This window comes from Pseudomonas sp. 21, from assembly GCF_000955805.1.
Lineage (GTDB): Bacteria > Pseudomonadota > Gammaproteobacteria > Pseudomonadales > Pseudomonadaceae > Pseudomonas.
Genome location: NZ_JYOA01000004.1, coordinates 50,258 through 66,706, shown reverse-complemented (window position 1 = coordinate 66,706; position 16,449 = coordinate 50,258). Strand labels below are relative to the sequence as shown.

Here is a 16,449-nt window from a genome sequence, read left to right as displayed (position 1 = left end):
GGGCGACTGGCCCGTTGCCGCGGCTGATGAACAGTCGTTCGAGATGCCGAAAAGAGAATCTGAGTCAACCGGAATATTTTTTCATTTGCGATACATTTGCATTTACAAAATTTACATTCGGTTTTAATTTGCCGCCCCTTCACGAAGTACCCGGGGAGGGGGAAGCATGTCGCACGTTCGTTCGTGGTCGCGCCTGGCGATCGCCGTTGCCCTGGCCACGCCGCTGCTGCCGGTGCAGGCCGAAGAAGACACCAAGGAACTGGAGACCGTCACCGTCGTCGGTGACTGGCTCGGCGAGGCCGAGCAGCAGGTGGTGCAGAACCACCCCGGCGCGCGCACCGTGGTACGCCGCGAGCAGATGATCGAAGAGGGCGCGCAGAACGTACGCGACGTGCTGCGCGGTATTCCCGGCGTGCAGGTGCAGGACAACAACGGCACCGGCGGCAGCGATGTCTCCCTCAACGTCGGCGTACGCGGCCTGACCTCGCGCCTGTCGCCGCGCTCCACCGTGCTCATCGATGGCGTCCCGGCCGCCGTGGCGCCCTACGGCCAGCCGCAGCTGTCGATGTTCCCGCTGTCGGTGGGCAACCTCGACAGTGTCGATGTCGTGCGTGGCGCCGGTTCCGTGCGCTATGGACCGCAGAACGTCGGCGGAGTGATCAACTTCGTCACCCGTGCGATTCCCAAGGAGTTCTCCGGCGACGTCGGCAGCACCGTGGAAACCGCTTCCCACGGCGGCTGGAAGAAGCTCTACAACGCCTTCCTCGGCGGCACCGCCGACAACGGCATGGGCGCTGCGCTGCTGTATTCGGGCGTGAAGGGCGCGGGCTATCGCGACAGCAACGACGCCACCGACATCGACGACGTGATGTTCAAGACCCACTGGGCGCCCACCGACGTCGACGAGTTCTCCGCCAACTTCCACTACTACGACGGCAGCGCCGACATGCCCGGCGGCCTGACCCAGGCGCAGTTCGACAAGGACCCGTACCAGTCGGTGCGCGACTACGACAACTTCACCGGCCGGCGCAAGGACGTCTCGCTCAAGTACAAGCGGCAGATCGACGACCTCACCCAGGTCGAAGTACTGACCTACTACAGCGACAGCTTCCGTGGCAGCAACATCGCCAACCGCGACCTCAAGACCCTGGCGTCCTACCCGCGCGATTACCACACCTTCGGCATCGAGCCGCGCGTGTCGAAGATCTTCATGGTCGGCCCGACCACCCAGGAAGCCAGCATCGGCTATCGCTACCTGAAGGAGGCGATGCACGAGCGCGCCAGCCAGGTCGCCCTGGTGAACAACATCCCGACGCCGATGCCCGGCGCCGACGGCCACACCTACCAGGACCGCACCGGCGGCACCGAGGCGAACTCCCTCTACCTCGACGACAAGATCGACGTGGGCAACTGGACCGTCACCCCAGGCATCCGCTTCGAGCGCATCTCCACCGACTGGCACGAACGCCCCGTGCTCGACAACAAGGGCAAGCCGGTCCAGGAGAAGAACCGCAGCAAGGACTACAACGAGCCACTGCCGGCGCTGGCGGTGATGTATCACCTGTCGGACGAGTGGAAGCTGTTCGCCAACTACGAGACCTCCTTCGGCAGCCTGCAGTACTTCCAGCTCGGCCAGGGCGGCAGCGGCAACGACACCGCCAGCGGCCTGCAGCCGGAAAAGGCGAAGACCTACGAAGTGGGCACCCGCTACGACAACGGCACCTGGGGTGGCGAAGTCACGCTGTTCTACATCGACTTCGACGACGAGCTGCAGTACATCAGCAACGACGTGGGCTGGACCAACCTGGGCGCCACCAAGCACCAGGGCATCGAGACCTCGGCGCACTACGACATGGCCGCGCTCGACCCGGTTCTCGCCGGCCTGACTGCCTACGGCACCTTCACCTATACCCGCGCTACCTACGAAGGCGAGATCCCGTCGTTCAAGGGCCGCGACCTGCCGCTGTACTCGCGCCAGGTGGCCACCATCGGCCTGCGCTACGAGCACGACCGCTGGACCTACAACTTCGACGGTTTCGCCCAGTCGGGACAGCGCGCGCCCGGTCCGACCACCAACTCCAACGGCAGCTTCACCGGCAACTACATCACCGAGCCAAGCGCCGATGGCCAGTACGGCGACATTCCCGGTTATGTGCTGTGGAACGCCCGCGTGGGTTACGACTTCGGGCCGCAGGCGTCGAACCTGAAGGTCGCCGCCGGGGTGAAGAACCTCTTCGACCAGATGAACTACACCCGCTCCAGCGACAACAACGCCGGTATCTACCTGGGCGAGCCACGCACCTTCTACGTGCAGGGCAGTGTCGGCTTCTGATCGTCTTGCGCTGTAGCGAAAAAGCCCGTCCTGCGTGACGGGCTTTTTCTTTCCGGGATTTCGTCACTGGAATGGATTTGTGCGGGAAATGTGGCTTTTCTTCACGCTGTTGCCGTCATATCCGTGCTGTCATTCCGGCTCAAGGCCGCTACGCAGGTAAACAAGGACGATGTCTCAACACTCGCAATTCGCCCTGCTGGGCACCAAGCGATTCCTGCCCTTCTTCATCACCCAGCTGCTGGGTGCCTTCAACGACAACATCTTCAAGCAGTCGCTGATCCTGGCGATCCTCTACCACCTCACCGTCGGCGGTGATCGCAACCTGCTGGTCAACCTCTGCGCGCTGTTGTTCATCCTGCCGTTCTTCCTGTTCTCCGCCCTGGGCGGGCAGTTCGGCGAGAAGTTCAACAAGGACGCGCTGATGCGCGCGCTGAAGCTGGCCGAGATCGTGATCATGGCGGTGGGCGCCGCGGGCTTCGTGTTCGGCAGCCTGCCGCTGCTGTTCCTCGCGCTGTTCGCCATGGGCACGCACTCGGCGCTGTTCGGCCCGGTGAAGTACTCGATCCTGCCGCAGCACCTGCGCGAGGACGAACTGGTCGGTGGCAACGCCCTGGTGGAAATGGGCACCTTCCTCGCCATCCTCTGCGGCACCATCGGCGCCGGCGTGCTGATGTCGCGGCAGGACTATGCGGCCGGCGTCGGCATTGCCGTGGTGCTGGTGGCCGTCTGCGGTTTCCTCGCCAGCCGCAACATTCCCCGCGCGGCTGCTGCGTTGCCGGACCTGAAGGTCGACTGGAACATCTTCCGCCAGTCCTGGAGCATCCTCCTGCTCGGCCTGCGCCAGCGCCCGGCGGTGTCGCGTTCGCTGGTGGGCAACTCCTGGTTCTGGTTCCTCGGCGCGGTCTACCTGACGCAGATCCCGACCTACGCCAAGGAACTGCTGCACGGCGACGAGAGCGTGGTGACGCTGATCCTCACGGTATTCTCGGTGGGTATCGCGCTGGGCTCGATGCTTTGCGAAAAGCTCTCCGGCAAGAAGGTGGAGATCGGCCTGGTGCCCTTCGGCTCCATCGGCCTGAGCCTGTTCGGCATCCTCCTGTGGTGGCATTCGGGCGGCTTCCCGCAGGGTGAGCAGCCCTACAACTGGCTGGCGGTGCTGGAGCACTCGCAGTCCTGGGCAGTGCTGGCCGACATCCTTGGCATCGGTATCTTCGGCGGCTTCTACATCGTGCCGCTGTATGCGCTGATCCAGGCTCGCACCGAGGAAGACAAGCGCGCGCGGGTGATCGCGGCGAACAACATCCTCAACGCGCTGTTCATGGTGGTCGCGGCGATCGTTTCGATCCTGCTGCTGTCGGTGGCGAAGCTGTCGATCCCCGAGCTGTTCCTCGTGCTCTCGCTGATGAACGTCGCGGTGAACGTGTACATCTTCAAGATCGTGCCCGAGTTCACCATGCGCTTCCTGGTCTGGCTGCTGACCCACTCGATGTACCGGGTGGATCATCGCAATCTCGAAGCCATTCCCGACGAAGGCCCGGCGGTGCTGGTGTGCAACCACGTGTCCTTCGTCGACGCGCTGCTGATTGCGGGTTCGGTGCGGCGTCCGGTGCGCTTCGTCATGTACTACAAGATCTTCCGCATCCCGGTGCTCAATTTCATCTTCCGCACTGCGGGCGCGGTGCCCATCGCCGGTCGCAACGAGGATGCGCAGACTTACGAGAAGGCATTCGCCAAAGTCGCCGAGTACCTGCGTGAAGGGGAGCTGGTATGCATCTTCCCCGAGGGCATGCTGACCCTGGATGGCGAGATGAACGAGTTCCGCGGCGGCGTGGAGCGCATCATCGAGGAAACCCCGGTGCCGGTGATCCCGATGGCGCTGCAGGGGCTGTGGGGCAGCTTCTTCAGCCGCGACCCGCAGAAGGGCTTCCTTCGCCGCCTGTGGTCGCGGGTCTGTCTGGTGGCTGGTCAGCCGGTGGCACCAGAGGCGGCCAAGCGCCTGGTGCTGCAGGAGCAGGTCGCTGCGCTGCGCGGCGCGGCCCGCTGACTTTATTGGCGGCAAAGAAAAAGCCCCGGCAATGCCGGGGCTTTTTCATGGGCGTGTCGCGGTTCAGATAACCTGAACTTCGTCAGCCTGCAGGCCCTTCTGGCCTTCAACCACAACGAAGGAGACCTTCTGGCCTTCCTGCAGCGATTTGAAGCCGGTGCCCTGGATGGAGCGGAAGTGCACGAAGACATCGTTGCCGCTTTCCGGAGTGATGAAGCCGAAGCCCTTGGCGTCATTGAACCACTTGACGGTGCCGGTCTGACGATTCGACATGGAAATACACCTTGAACAATTGAATATTGTTTTGCGGAAAAGTCCGCGCTCGTCCTGAGTTGCAAGGTGCAGTCGAAGCCGGGTGGTGGGGAATGGCCCCACCTGGTCACGAGCCACAGTGACCCAAGCAAACACAGTGGCCCGCAGCATACCGACAAATTTTCGGGAAAGCGACAGCCCGCCGGTATCGAGAACCGATACAGCGTCAGTGGCTCAATTTCAGGCCGACCAGTCCGCACAGGATCAGCGCAACGCTGAGCAGGCGTACCGGCGCCATGGACTCGCCGAACAGCACGATGCCGACGATGACGGTGCCCACGGCGCCAACGCCGGTCCAGATGGCGTAGGCGGTGCCCAGCGGCAGATTTCTCATGGCCAGGCCAAGCAGGCCCATGCTGGTGATGATCGCCAGCACGGTCAGAGCGGTCGGTATCGGACGGGTGAAGCCTTCGGTGTATTTCAGTCCGACGGCCCAGGCGACTTCGAACAGGCCGGCGACGAACAGAATGATCCAGGACATGGAGCTCTCCAGACGGTGGGTGGTATGGAGGGCCGTCCCCGCTGGAGCACCGGAAGGTGGTGAGGTCGTCCTCACAATGTGCATTATTTTGCACAAATGTGGGGCGCCGGGCAACCCGGCGCCGGCCTTCTGCCCTATTGCGGGGCGGCCTTCTGGACGGGTGGCTCGTCGGTCATGCGGCGGAACCAGGTGGAAAGCGTGGCGCCGGAGATGTTGTGCCAGACGCTGAACAGCGCGCTGGGCACTGCCGCCAGCGGCGAGAAATGCGCGCTGGCCAGGGCCGCGCCGAGGCCTGAGTTCTGCATGCCGACTTCCAGCGCCAGGGACTTGCGCTGCGCCAGCGGCAGGCCGAAGACCTTGGCGGTGAAGTAGCCGAGCAGGAAGCCGAAGCCGTTGTGCAGGATCACCACGGCCATGATCAGCAGGCCGGATTCGGCGATTTTCGCCTGGCTGGCGGCGACCACGGCGGCGACGATGATCACGATGGAAATCACCGAGATCAGCGGCAGCACATCCACCACATGGCGTACCCGTGCGCCGAGCAGGCGCTGGGCGGCGAGACCGAGGACGATGGGCACCACGACGACCTGCAGGATCGACCAGAACAGCGCGCCGAACGACACCGGCAGCCAGGCCGAAGCCAGCAGCCAGATCAGCGCCGGGGTGAGCAGCGGGGCGAGGAGGGTAGTCACGCCGGCGATGGCCACGGAAAGCGCCAGGTCGCCGCGCGAGAGCCAGGTCATTACGTTGGAGGCGGTACCGCTGGGGCAGCAGCCGACGAGGATCACGCCCACGGCGATTTCCGGCGGCAGGTGCATCAACTGGCAGAGCAGCCAGGCCATGCCGGGCATGATCACGAAGTGGGCGATCACGCCAAGGGTGACGCGCCAGGGATGCCGGGCGACTTCGGCAAAGTCCTCGACCTTGAGCGTCAGGCCCATGCCGAACATCACCACGCCCAGCATGGGGACGATGGCGACGGTGAGCGGTGTGAAGAGAGAGGGGATGAAGAACGCCAGGATGGCGAAGAGCAGCACCCAGAGGGCGAAGGTATTGCCCATGAAGCGGCTGAGCAGGATGAGAGCACGCATGGGCCGTCCTTCTTTTTATGTGGGCCTTGTTGTGTTGTCAGGCGCCGCGCGGACGCGGCGCCTGCCGGGGCATCAGATGCCTTCGGGCATCGCCTCGCCACCGAGTGCTTCGATCAGCGCCGGGATGAACTCGGCGAAGGTCAGCATCATCAGGGTGAAGCTGGCGTCGAGCTGGCCGAGGGCGTCTTCGCCGCCGTCCTGCTCTGCCTTCTCCTGCAACATGTCTTCGAAACGCAGGCGCTTGATCGCGACCTTGTCGTCGAGGACGAAGGACAGCTTGTCCGACCAGGCCAGGGACAGCTGGGTGACCAGCTTGCCGGAGGTCAGGTGCAGCTGGATTTCCTCGCTGGTCAGGTCCTGGCGCTTGCAGCGCACCACGCCGCCGTCTTCGTGGGTATCGCGCAGCTCGCATTCGTCGAGGACGAAGAAGTCGCCGGCGGCTTCCTGGGTCTTCACCCAGTCGGTCAGGGTGGCGGTCGGTGCGGTCTTCACGGTCAGCGGGCGAACCGGCAGCGAGCCCAGGGCTTCGCGCAGGGTCGACAGCAGGTCTTCGGCCTTCTTCGCGCTGGAGGTATCGACCAGGATCAGGCCGAGGCTCGGGGCGATGGCGGCGAAGGTCACCGAGCGGCGGATGAAAGCGCGCGGCAGCAGAGTCTGGACGATCTCGTCCTTGAGCTGGTCGCGCTCCTTCTTGTAGACCTTGCGCATCTGTGCAGCTTCGATCTCGTCGACCTTCTCCTTGAGCGCGTCACGCACCACGCTGCCGGGGAGGATGCGCTCTTCCTTGCGGGCGCTGACCAGGAAGAAGCCTTCGCTGGCGTGCACCAGCGGGGCGTCCGGGCCCTTGCCGAAAGGTGCGGAGAAACCGTAGGTGGTCAGTTCCTGGCTGGCGCAGGAGCGCGCCGGCTTGCTGGCCAGGGCCTTCTCCAGGGCATCGGCGTCGATCTGCAGATCCTGGGTGAGGCGGTATACGAGCAGGTTGCGGAACCACATGAGGGGCTAACTCCTGGACACAAAGGATGCATTATTCCGTTCGGCGCGGTTCAGGCCAACCCCGTTTCGTCATTCGCGCTCTTCATCTAAGCCTTTGGAACATCTGAAAATTTTTTTTATCCGGGGGCTTGCCAGGTGCAAATGTCCTCCGTAGAATGCGCCCCACTTCGAGACGAAGGGTGATTAGCTCAGCCGGGAGAGCATCTGCCTTACAAGCAGAGGGTCGGCGGTTCGATCCCGTCATCACCCACCACTCGAGGTCCGACGCAGCGGTAGTTCAGTCGGTTAGAATACCGGCCTGTCACGCCGGGGGTCGCGGGTTCGAGTCCCGTCCGCTGCGCCACAATTCGAAAGCCCTCAGGCAGCAATGCCTGGGGGCTTTTTCTTTGCCTGCCGTTCTGTCTGCGAACGTCTTCCCCGCAAAAGCTCCCGCCGAAAGTTGCCCGTTTCGATCACACCGATTCCGTGCTGGCCGTCTGACTTATCCTGTTAATTTTCTTATAAGTTTGCTGTGGGAACTTCTCCCCCGGCAGTGGTTCCTATTGCCCATAGCCACTGGCCACGAGCGCCTGATAAGCTCGCGGCTTCATTACTTCAGCCATGACGGCGCAAAGACAAGGATTCAGCATGAAACAACATCGGTTGGCGGCAGCGATCGCGCTGGTCGGCCTGGTTCTCGCGGGCTGCGACAAACAGGCCGCCGAAGTGGAACTCAAGACTCCTGCGCAGAAGGCCTCCTACGGCATCGGCCTGAACATGGGCAAGAGCCTCGCCCAGGAAGGCATGAATGACCTGGACTCGAAAGCCGTCGCCCTGGGTATCGAAGACGCTGTCGGCAAGCAGAAGCAGAAGCTGACCGACGAAGAGCTGACCGAGGCCTTCACCGCCCTGCAGAAGCGCGCTGAAGAGCAGGTCGCCAAGAAGAATTCCGAGGCGCTGGAAGCCGGCAAGAAATTCCTCGAGGAAAACGGCAAGCGCGAGGGCGTGGTCACCACCAAGTCCGGCCTGCAGTATGAAGTCGTGAAGAAAGCCGACGGCGCCCAGCCCAAGGCGACCGACGTCGTCACCGTTCACTACGAAGGCAAGCTGGTCGATGGTACGGTCTTCGACAGCTCCATCCAGCGTGGCAGCCCGATCGACCTGCCGGTTGGCGGCGTGATTCCGGGTTGGGTCGAAGCCCTGCAACTGATGCACGTCGGCGAGAAGATCAAGCTCTTCATCCCGAGCGAGCTGGCCTACGGCGCCCAGAGCCCGAGCCCGACCATCCCGGCCAACTCGGTCCTGGTGTTCGACCTGGAACTGCTGGCCATCAAGGACCCGAACCAGCCCGAAGCAGCAGAAGCTCCGGCGGAACAGCCGAAGAAGTAACTGAGTACCTTCGTACCAGAGAAAACGCCCCGTTACCCACGGGGCGTTTTCATTTGTGCCGGGAGCGCTCTGGAACGCTGCGCTGACCGCCGGGTCTGAAAGGGAGTAACCTTGGGGCCGGTGTTACCCTTATGCACATATTTGACGCAGATGAAACAATGTCCTCCCCTTGACATTGACCAGCCCATCGCTTAGCCGCAACTGCATGATTTTTAACGCATTTACAGGGCTGAACAAAAAATCGCCGATCTGTCTGCAGCCCTCGTGGCTCGGGCGTTTGGGCGCTGCGAGGGGGGGCTTTCAACAGAGTTATCCACAGGAAAGGTGGATAACCTGAACCTGTTCTGTACGAATCTTCCTATCGAGGTGAGTCGATGAAAAAGCCTCCGGGATTTGACCGTTTCCTGAAGCTCGCCAGCCGTTTCATTGCGGGTGGGAGATTGCCGGCGCTGCTGTTCGCGGTGTCGCGCAAGAGTGGCCGGGTCAAGCTGGCCAAGACCGATCTGAAGCTGCTGCAGGAGTTGCTGGTGGCCTGGGTGCGTGGCGATTACCGCGGCATCAGTTCCCAGGCACTGGTCTCGGTGGTGGCGGCGCTGTTGTACTTCCTCTCGCCGGTGGACCTGGTGCCCGACTGGCTGCTGGGCGTCGGTTTCCTCGACGACCTGGCCGTGCTGGCCTGGGTGATCCGTCGCTGGCAGTCGGAGATCGATGCCTTCAAGGTCTGGCGCGATGCGCAGGGCGTGGAAACCCGTGAAGCCCTGAAGCAACTCCCGCCGCCGGAAGCGATTCAGCGTCTCTGACGCAGTCGCGCCGTCTGTTCGCCAAGCAGGCGCTGGATCGAGCCGTCACTGACCATCGCCTGCAGTACGGCATCCAGTCGCTCGGCCGGTAGCGGTAACGCCGGGCCGTACGAGCAGTAGATCGAGTAGTGCTGCACGTTGTTGCTGTGGATGGCCACTGGCAATGCGTGGTGCTGGGCAAGGAGATACTCCAGCGGCCGGCGCATCTCGATCAATGCATCCAGGCGGCCGGCCTCGAGCATGTGCAGGCGTGTATCCAGGTCCCGCACGTCGGCGCGCTTCACCCGACCTTCGGCAAAGGCCTGCATCAGTGGAGCGGGATAGACGTAGCCCAGGCTGGTTCCGATGCGGATATCGTGCAGCTGCGCGAGGTTCTCCATCCGCGGTGCGTCCGCACGCTGGGCCAGGGCGTCCTCTTCCTCGAACAGGCTGGGCGACCAGTGCAGCTTCTCTGGCGCCTTCATCCACTGCGGGTTGTTGATGCACAGCAGATGGATCGCGCCCTGGGCGAGGGCCGGTTCGGCGCGCTTGTCCGGCGTTTCCACGAAGCGAACCTCAAGCCCCAGGCGCTGTCCGACGCTTTCGCCCAGATCGCGAATGAAGCCAGGTGCCAATTCATGGTCGATACTTTCTGCGTAGGGCATGCCGTTGCTTGGCGAATAGCCCCAGCGCAGTTCCTCGGCGCCACACAGGGCGCTGGCCAGGCATAGGCAGAACGGAAGGAAACGCTGCAAGTCGGTCCCCATGTCTGGTGGCGAGAGGCGGTCCGCAGTATAGCCGGCACAGGCACGCATCAGGCTGTTAAGATGGCCGTCTGCAAGGAGTGTTGTCATGAACGTTCAAGTCATCATGCGTGACGGCGAAGCGGAATACGCCGTGGTTCCCTGGGCCGAATACCAGGCCCTGCTGGCGGCCGCCGGCCGTGGTGCCGCACAGATCGTCAAACCGGCTGCCGCGCCGGCCCTCGACGAATCGCCGGACTGGAAAACACTGCGTGAAGCCCGTGGCTTATCCCTCGAAACGCTGGCGCGTTCGGTGGGTATCAGCCCGTCCTACCTGGAGCTGATCGAGAACGGCGAGCGCGAGGCCAGCGACGCCATCCAGCATGGCCTGCGTCGTGCCCTGGGCACTGGGGAGTCCGCTTCTTGAGCGTGCAGATCAGTCGCAAGCATTGGGAAGGCCTGCTCGGCGAGCTGGAAGACGCTCGCCGGCAGCGCCATCTGCTCACCTACCGCGCGCTGATAGAGCGCCTGCAACTGCCGACCCCGGCAATGACCGTGCTGACCGCCGCGCTGGAACATCTGGCCGCGCTGGATGCCCGCAGCGGTCGTCCGCTGCGCAGCTCGCTGGTGATCAGCCAGGGCGCAAGCCGCCTGCCGCGAACCGGCTTCTTCGAATACGTCGAGCGCCTGGGCCGCTTCTCCGGCGCACCGGATGGCCCCGCTGCCGCCGGCTGGCATGCTGCGGAAGTCGCGCGCGTCTTCGAGTTCGAGTATCCCGAGGAACTCTGACGTGGCGACACCCCGCGAGCTGTTCTGGCGGCTGCGTGCGCGGTTGAGTTACGCCGTGGCGCGACGCCTGATGGGCTGGCCGTGGATGGTTCGCCAGCCGCGTTCCTGGGCCTGGATGCAGGGCCAGTTTTCGCGCATGGCAGCTCTTGGGGACGTTGCTGCACAGAGCTTCTACGGCCACCTGCTGCTGTTCCGCGGCCAGGGCTTCGGCGCCCGCGAGGAAGGCCTGCGCCTGTTGCGCCTGGCCGCCACCGCTGGCGACCACAAGGCGGCGTACCAGCTGGGCGTGCAAGCGCTCAAGGGCGATACCCGCCATGCCGGTGATGCGCAGGAAGCCGCGCGCTACTGGGGCCAGGCAGCCGAGGCGGGCCACCCGCTGGCGGCGCGCAAGCTCGGCGAGCTGTATCGCAGCGGCGGCCCCGGCCTGGAACCCGATGAAGCCCAGGCCGAGCGCTACGAAGCGCGCGCTCGCCAGCTGGGCCTCTGATTCATTCGGCCGTGAGGATGTGCACGCTGTAGCCAGGCATGTTCTTCGCGTGACGCTTGGCCTCCGAGGCCAGCCCAGCCAACTGGCTGGCATCCAGGCGCTGCCCGGCGCCACTCTTCACGTGCACCACGCCAATCGACAGTGACAGCAGTGGATATTCCTCGCGCCGCCCCTGGCGGTTGTGCGCGACGAAGCAGCCCGCGTCCAGGTGCTCGCGGCTGTAGAAACGCCGGCACTGTCCCTGGAAATCCTCCAGCAGGTGGTTGAGGCGCTCGCGCCAGTCCTGCGTCCCCAGCACCAGCATGAAGTCGTCGCCGCCGATGTGGCCGACGAAGTCCCGCGTCGGGTCCACGCGCTCGCCCAGGCACTGCGCGAGGCAGAGCAGCACTTCATCGCCGCGCGCATAGCCGTAGAGATCGTTGAAGGGTTTGAAGCTATCGATGTCGACGTAGCACACCACGGCCTCGCGGCCTTGTTGCAGCAGTCGCGACAGGCACTGCTGGATGGGCACGTTGCCCGGCAGCAGGGTCAGCGGGTTGGCGTGGCGAGCCTGGCGGATCTTCTGCTCGGTGATCAGCTTGAGTACGTCGATCACCCGGCCCAGGCCAAGGTAGCGGCCGTTCAGGGTGATGATGAAATCTTCCTCGATGCGCTGCCGCGCGCGGCTGGTGAGCAGGCGGCTGACCTGTTGCAGCGTCTGGCTGCGCTCCACCGCGAGGAAGTCATCGCTCATCAACCGGCTGATCGGCTTGCGCGCATACAGCTCCGGCGCGAAGGGCTTGAGCAGGGCGTCGGACAGTGCGTGCCGGTGGACGATACCCACCGGCTGGTCGTCGCGGTCCAGCACTGCCAGGGAGTTGAGGTTGGCCTGGGCACGGAAGGCTTCCAGCACATCGCCGATAGGCGTGCTGTCGCGCACGGCCGGTTGTTCCAGCAGTAGCGGTTCGAGGTCGGATTGATCCTCGGCGAGCAGCGTGCCGGCGTTGTCGACTTCCGGCAGCAGGGCGCGGGCGTCACGCGGAGGCGTCTCGTTGGGGCGGCCGAGCAGGTAGCCCTGCACCAGGTCCACGCCCATCTCCGAGAGCACGGCCAGCTCTTCCGGAATCTCGATGCCTTCGGCGATCACCTGGGCGCGGGAGGCGTGGGCCATCTTCAGGATCGAGCCGACGAACTCGCGCTTCACCGCGTCCAGGTGGATACCTTCGATGAAGTGGCGGTCGATCTTCACGTAGTCGGGGCGTAGCTCGGACCACAGGCGCAGGCTGGAATAGCCGGCTCCCAGATCGTCCAGCGCGATGGAGAAGCCCATGGCACGGTAGTGGTGCAGCGCGGTGTCGAGGAGGGTGAAGTCCTCGATGGGCGTCTGCTCGGTCAGTTCGATCACCACGTCGCTGGGCGAGATGCCGAAGGTCTGCAGCAACTGCAACGTGCGGCCGGGCTGGTGGGTCGGCTCCAGGAGGGATTCCGGGGACACGTTAAGGAACAGCTTGCCCTCGAGTTTCAGGTCGCGGAAGCGTGCGCAGGCCTTGCGCCGACACAGCAATTCGAGCTGGCTGAGACGGCCGCTGCTGCGGGCGATGCTGAACAGCGGCAGGGGCGAGTGCAGGGGGCCATTGGACGGGCCGCGGGTGAGGGCTTCGTAGCCCACCAGACGCCTTTCCGAAAGCGACAGGATGGGCTGGAACAGGCAGTGCAGGTCGCCGTGAGCGAGGATCTGATCCAGTGCGCTCAACTGCTCGGTGACGGTCATGACGGTTCTCGGTGGCTGTAAAAAGCAAAAGGGCCGGTTTCCCGGCCCTGTGCATTTCACGACAGCGTCATGACTGTTTGATTACATCCGATCAGTGTTTGGCGACCTGGGAGTCCAGATTCAGGTAGTCGATCAGGATGTGCCCGGACTCGGTGAGGTAGGCGTCGTCCTGCGGCTTGGTCTTGTCCTCTTCCGGCAGGGCGTTCTCGTCTTCCTTCTTCAGCTCCTTGAGCGGCTCCTGGCCCTTGGATTTGCGCAGGGCATTCTCCATGGCCAGCTGGCGGTTCTCGATGCTGGTCTGCTGGGCGCGACGCTTGGCTTCGTTGAGGCTGACGGTCTTTTCCTTCATCAGCTCCTGGGCCAGGGCGAGACGCTCGCGGGCATAGACGAAGTCCGCGTTGTGCTCGGTGCGCGCGTCATGACGGGTGCGCAACTGGTCGAGGAACGGCTTGAACGGATCGGCCTGGGCCTTCAGCGCGGGCTTGATGGTGTCCCACGGCATGGAGTCGGGCAGGGCGCTCTCGCCGATTTCCTTGTCGTCGACGATGGACGGGTAGGCGATGTCCGGGATCACGCCCTGGTGCTGGGTGCTCTGGCCGGATACGCGGTAGAACTTGGCCAGGGTCAGCTTCAGCTCGCCGTGGTTGAGCGGCTGGATGGTCTGCACGGTGCCCTTGCCGAAGGTCTGGCCGCCGACGATGAGCGCGCGGTGGTAGTCCTGCATGGCGCCAGCGAAGATCTCCGAAGCCGAGGCGGACAGGCGGTTGACCAGCACGGTCATCGGGCCGGTGTAGAACGCCTTGCCTTCGTCATCGTTGAGCACGTCGACACGGCCGTCGCTGTTGCGTACCAGCACGGTCGGGCCCTGGTCGATGAACAGGCCGGTCAGCTCGGTGGCTTCCTGGAGGGAGCCGCCGCCGTTGTTGCGCAGGTCGATGACGATGCCGTCGACCTTGTCCTTCTGCAGCTCGGCGATGAGCTTCTTCACGTCGCGGGTGGTGGACTTGTAGTCCGGGTCGCCAGCGCGATAGGCCTTGAAGTCGAGGTAGAACGCGGGCACGTCGATGATGCCCAGCTTGTAGTTCTTGCCTTCGTGGTCGATGGTGATTTCCGACTTCTTCGCTGCCTGGTCTTCCAGCTTCACCGCCTCACGGGTGATGGTGACGATCTTGCTGGTCTGGTCGTTTGGCGCGTTGGTCGACGGGATCACTTCCAGGCGGACCTGCGAGCCTTTCGGGCCGCGGATCAGCTTGACCACTTCATCCAGGCGCCAGCCGACCACGTCGACCATCTCGCCCTTGCCCTGGGCGACGCCGATGATCTTGTCGGAGGTGGCGATCTGCTTGCTCTTCTCGGCGGGGCCGGCCGGTACCAGGCGCACGACCTTCACGTAGTCGTTGTCGCTCTGCAGTACGGCGCCGATGCCTTCCAGCGAGAGGCTCATGTTGATGTCGAAGTTTTCCGCGCTGTCCGGCGACAGGTACTGGGTGTGCGGGTCGTAGGTCTGGGCGAAGGCGTTGATGTAGGCCTGGAAGATGTCTTCGCTGCGGGTCTGCTCCAGGCGCATCAGCTGGTTCTTGTAGCGCTTGGTCAGCTGTTCCTGGATGGCCTTGTTGTCCTTGCCGGCGATCTTCAGGCGCAGGACTTCGTCCTTCACCTTCTTGCGCCACAGGTCGTCGAGTGCGGCGCTGTCCTTGGCCCAGGGCGATTTCTCGCGGTCGATCTCCAGCGATTCGTCGGTCTTGAAGTCCATCTTGTCGACGCCCTTGTTCAGGGTGGCCAGGGCGAAGTCCAGGCGTTCCTTCAGGCGGTCGAGGTGACGCTTGTAGATGGTGAAGCCGGGCTCCAGTTCGCCGCTTTTCAGGAAGTCGTCGAACTGGGTGCGCCAGGGCGCGAACTGGTCGATGTCGGCGGCGGTGAAGTACATGCGCGCCGGGTCGAGAGTCTTCAGGTAGCTGTCATAGATTTTCGCCGAGCGCTCGTCGTTCAGCGGCGGCTTGTTGTAGTGATGGCGCTTGAGCAACTCAACGATGTTGAGGCTGGCGATCACCTGATCCCGGTCGGGTTGCAGGCCGTCCCAGACGTTCGGGCTGGTGGTCGCCGCGAACGAGGAAAAGGCAGTTGCGCCGAGGATGAACAACAGGGCGGTACGGGGCAAAAATCGCTTCATGCTGATTCGACTGATCGCGGAGTTATGACGCATATTAGGCCTTAATTGGCGGCGCCGGGTTCAATCGCAGGTGAATTCGGCGCGAAGAAAGGGCCCGACCTTACGGATCGGGCCCTGCGAAGTCACTATGGAGGCAGCGTGAACGCATTGCAAGGCATCGAAGGGCGAGTGGAGTGGGCTGAGCGTCCGAACCCGACTTGCACACAGGGACAGATCCGCATCCAGGTCGCCGCCGCGGGACTCAACCGCGCCGACCTGTTGCAGGTGGCCGGTCTCTACCCGCCGCCGCCGGGGGCGAGCGACATCATCGGCCTGGAGTGTTCCGGCGTGGTGACCGAGGTCGGCGCCGGCAGCACCTGGCAGGTGGGCGACCGCGTCTGCGCGCTGCTGGCCGGTGGCGGCATGGCAGAGGAAGTGGTGGTGGACGAGCGCCATGCGCTGCCGGTGCCCGCCGGCCTGAGCCTTGCTGAAGCCGCCGCGCTGCCCGAGGTTTACGCCACCGCGTGGCTGAACCTGTTCATGCTCGGCGCGCTGCAGCCGGGGGAGAAGGTGCTGCTGCACGCGGGCGCCAGCGGCGTCGGCTCGGCCGGTATCCAGCTGTGCAAGGCCTTCGGCAGCCCTTGCTGGGTCAGCGTCGGCTCCGCTGATCGCCTGGCCTACTGCGAGGCTTTGGGCGCCGAGGGCGGCGCGCTGCGTGGCGAGAGCCTCGAATCGCTTCGGGATTTCGCTCCCTTCGATGTGATCCTCGACCCGGTGGGCGCCAACTACGCCAAGCTGGACCTGGAAATCCTCGGCCGTGACGGTCGATGGGTGGTTATCGGCCTGATGGGCGGTCGCAAGGCCGAACTGGACCTGGCCCTGCTGCTGGGCAAGCGCATCCAGCTGATCGGCTCGACCCTGCGTTCGCGGGATGCCGACTTCAAGGCGCAGCTGATCGCCGAGCTCGGGCAGAAGGTCTGGCCATTGTTCGAAACCGGCAAGCTGAGCCCGCAACTGGAGCGCACCTTCCCGGTCCGCGATGCGCAGAGCGCATTCGATGCCCTGGCGAGCAACCAGGTGCAGGGCAAGGTGGTGGTGCTGATCGACGAAAGCCTGAGCTGATCAGGCGCT

Annotated in this window: 15 protein-coding genes and 2 tRNA genes; 10 read left to right on the top strand and 7 right to left on the bottom strand. The window is 64.1% G+C overall.

What is annotated here, in order from left to right; all coding sequences use genetic code 11:
• Positions 1-166: 166 nt before the first annotated feature.
• Entirely contained in the window at positions 167-2,332 is a 2,166-nt protein-coding gene (locus tag UB43_RS09870) for a TonB-dependent receptor family protein (protein WP_045210323.1), read from the top strand.
• 169 nt (positions 2,333-2,501) lie between these two features.
• The gene (locus UB43_RS09865) at positions 2,502-4,376 is read left to right on the top strand and encodes an MFS transporter (RefSeq protein ID WP_045210322.1); all 1,875 of its coding nucleotides are present in this window, start codon (positions 2,502-2,504) and stop codon (positions 4,374-4,376) included.
• A gap of 63 nt (positions 4,377-4,439) precedes the next feature.
• Here the strand turns inward: UB43_RS09865 and UB43_RS09860 are convergent, their stop codons facing one another.
• The 4 genes from UB43_RS09860 to rdgC all read right to left on the bottom strand — a co-directional run bounded on the left by UB43_RS09860 (position 4,440) and on the right by rdgC (position 7,253).
• Complete coding sequence (locus tag UB43_RS09860) at positions 4,440-4,649, bottom strand: cold-shock protein (RefSeq protein WP_045210321.1); 210 nt, start codon at positions 4,647-4,649, stop codon at positions 4,440-4,442.
• A 205-nt stretch (positions 4,650-4,854) separates the two neighbouring features.
• A complete protein-coding gene (sugE, locus tag UB43_RS09855; RefSeq protein WP_017522056.1) occupies positions 4,855-5,169 on the bottom strand; it encodes a quaternary ammonium compound efflux SMR transporter SugE in 315 nt (104 codons plus the stop codon).
• A gap of 134 nt (positions 5,170-5,303) precedes the next feature.
• The gene (locus tag UB43_RS09850; RefSeq protein WP_045210320.1) at positions 5,304-6,260 is read right to left on the bottom strand and encodes a bile acid:sodium symporter family protein; all 957 of its coding nucleotides are present in this window, start codon (positions 6,258-6,260) and stop codon (positions 5,304-5,306) included.
• A 72-nt stretch (positions 6,261-6,332) separates the two neighbouring features.
• Positions 6,333-7,253 carry a recombination-associated protein RdgC gene (rdgC, locus tag UB43_RS09845; RefSeq protein ID WP_017522054.1) on the bottom strand — a complete coding sequence of 307 codons (921 nt, stop codon included), beginning with the start codon at positions 7,251-7,253 and terminating at the stop codon, positions 6,333-6,335.
• 177 nt (positions 7,254-7,430) lie between these two features.
• On the opposite strand from rdgC, the gene UB43_RS09840 reads away from it, so the two are divergent.
• From UB43_RS09840 to UB43_RS09825, 4 genes are all read left to right on the top strand, one after another.
• A tRNA-Val gene (locus tag UB43_RS09840) sits at positions 7,431-7,506 on the top strand.
• Positions 7,507-7,519: 13 nt separating this feature from the next.
• Positions 7,520-7,596: transfer RNA gene (locus UB43_RS09835), tRNA-Asp, on the top strand.
• A gap of 284 nt (positions 7,597-7,880) precedes the next feature.
• The gene (locus UB43_RS09830) at positions 7,881-8,621 is read left to right on the top strand and encodes an FKBP-type peptidyl-prolyl cis-trans isomerase (RefSeq protein WP_045210319.1); all 741 of its coding nucleotides are present in this window, start codon (positions 7,881-7,883) and stop codon (positions 8,619-8,621) included.
• Positions 8,622-8,995: 374 nt separating this feature from the next.
• Positions 8,996-9,421: a YkvA family protein gene (locus UB43_RS09825; RefSeq protein ID WP_045210318.1), complete on the top strand. Its 426-nt coding sequence runs from the start codon at positions 8,996-8,998 to the stop codon at positions 9,419-9,421.
• On the opposite strand, the gene UB43_RS09820 is transcribed toward UB43_RS09825, so the two are convergent.
• Positions 9,409-10,167 (bottom strand): transporter substrate-binding domain-containing protein, encoded by a 759-nt coding sequence (locus UB43_RS09820; protein ID WP_082085813.1) that lies wholly within the window; start codon positions 10,165-10,167, stop codon positions 9,409-9,411. The genes UB43_RS09825 and UB43_RS09820 overlap by 13 nt on opposite strands.
• A gap of 85 nt (positions 10,168-10,252) precedes the next feature.
• On the opposite strand from UB43_RS09820, the gene UB43_RS09815 reads away from it, so the two are divergent.
• From UB43_RS09815 to UB43_RS09805, 3 genes are all read left to right on the top strand, one after another.
• Positions 10,253-10,570, top strand: coding sequence for a helix-turn-helix domain-containing protein (locus UB43_RS09815; RefSeq protein ID WP_045210317.1), 318 nt, complete (start codon positions 10,253-10,255; stop codon positions 10,568-10,570).
• A complete protein-coding gene (locus UB43_RS09810; protein WP_045210316.1) occupies positions 10,567-10,932 on the top strand; it encodes a hypothetical protein in 366 nt (121 codons plus the stop codon). Before UB43_RS09815 ends, UB43_RS09810 begins: the two co-directional genes overlap by 4 nt.
• A 70-nt stretch (positions 10,933-11,002) precedes the next feature.
• Positions 11,003-11,419, top strand: a complete 417-nt coding sequence (locus UB43_RS09805; RefSeq protein WP_256205153.1) for a tetratricopeptide repeat protein — start codon at positions 11,003-11,005, stop codon at positions 11,417-11,419.
• A gap of 1 nt (position 11,420) precedes the next feature.
• On the opposite strand, the gene UB43_RS09800 is transcribed toward UB43_RS09805, so the two are convergent.
• Entirely contained in the window at positions 11,421-13,169 is a 1,749-nt protein-coding gene (locus UB43_RS09800; protein WP_045210314.1) for a bifunctional diguanylate cyclase/phosphodiesterase, read from the bottom strand.
• Between the two features lie 91 nt (positions 13,170-13,260).
• Positions 13,261-15,339: a carboxy terminal-processing peptidase gene (locus UB43_RS09795; RefSeq protein ID WP_082085812.1), complete on the bottom strand. Its 2,079-nt coding sequence runs from the start codon at positions 15,337-15,339 to the stop codon at positions 13,261-13,263.
• A 138-nt stretch (positions 15,340-15,477) separates the two neighbouring features.
• On the opposite strand from UB43_RS09795, the gene UB43_RS09790 reads away from it, so the two are divergent.
• The gene (locus UB43_RS09790; RefSeq protein ID WP_045210312.1) at positions 15,478-16,440 is read left to right on the top strand and encodes an NAD(P)H-quinone oxidoreductase; all 963 of its coding nucleotides are present in this window, start codon (positions 15,478-15,480) and stop codon (positions 16,438-16,440) included.
• Positions 16,441-16,449 lie beyond the last annotated feature (9 nt).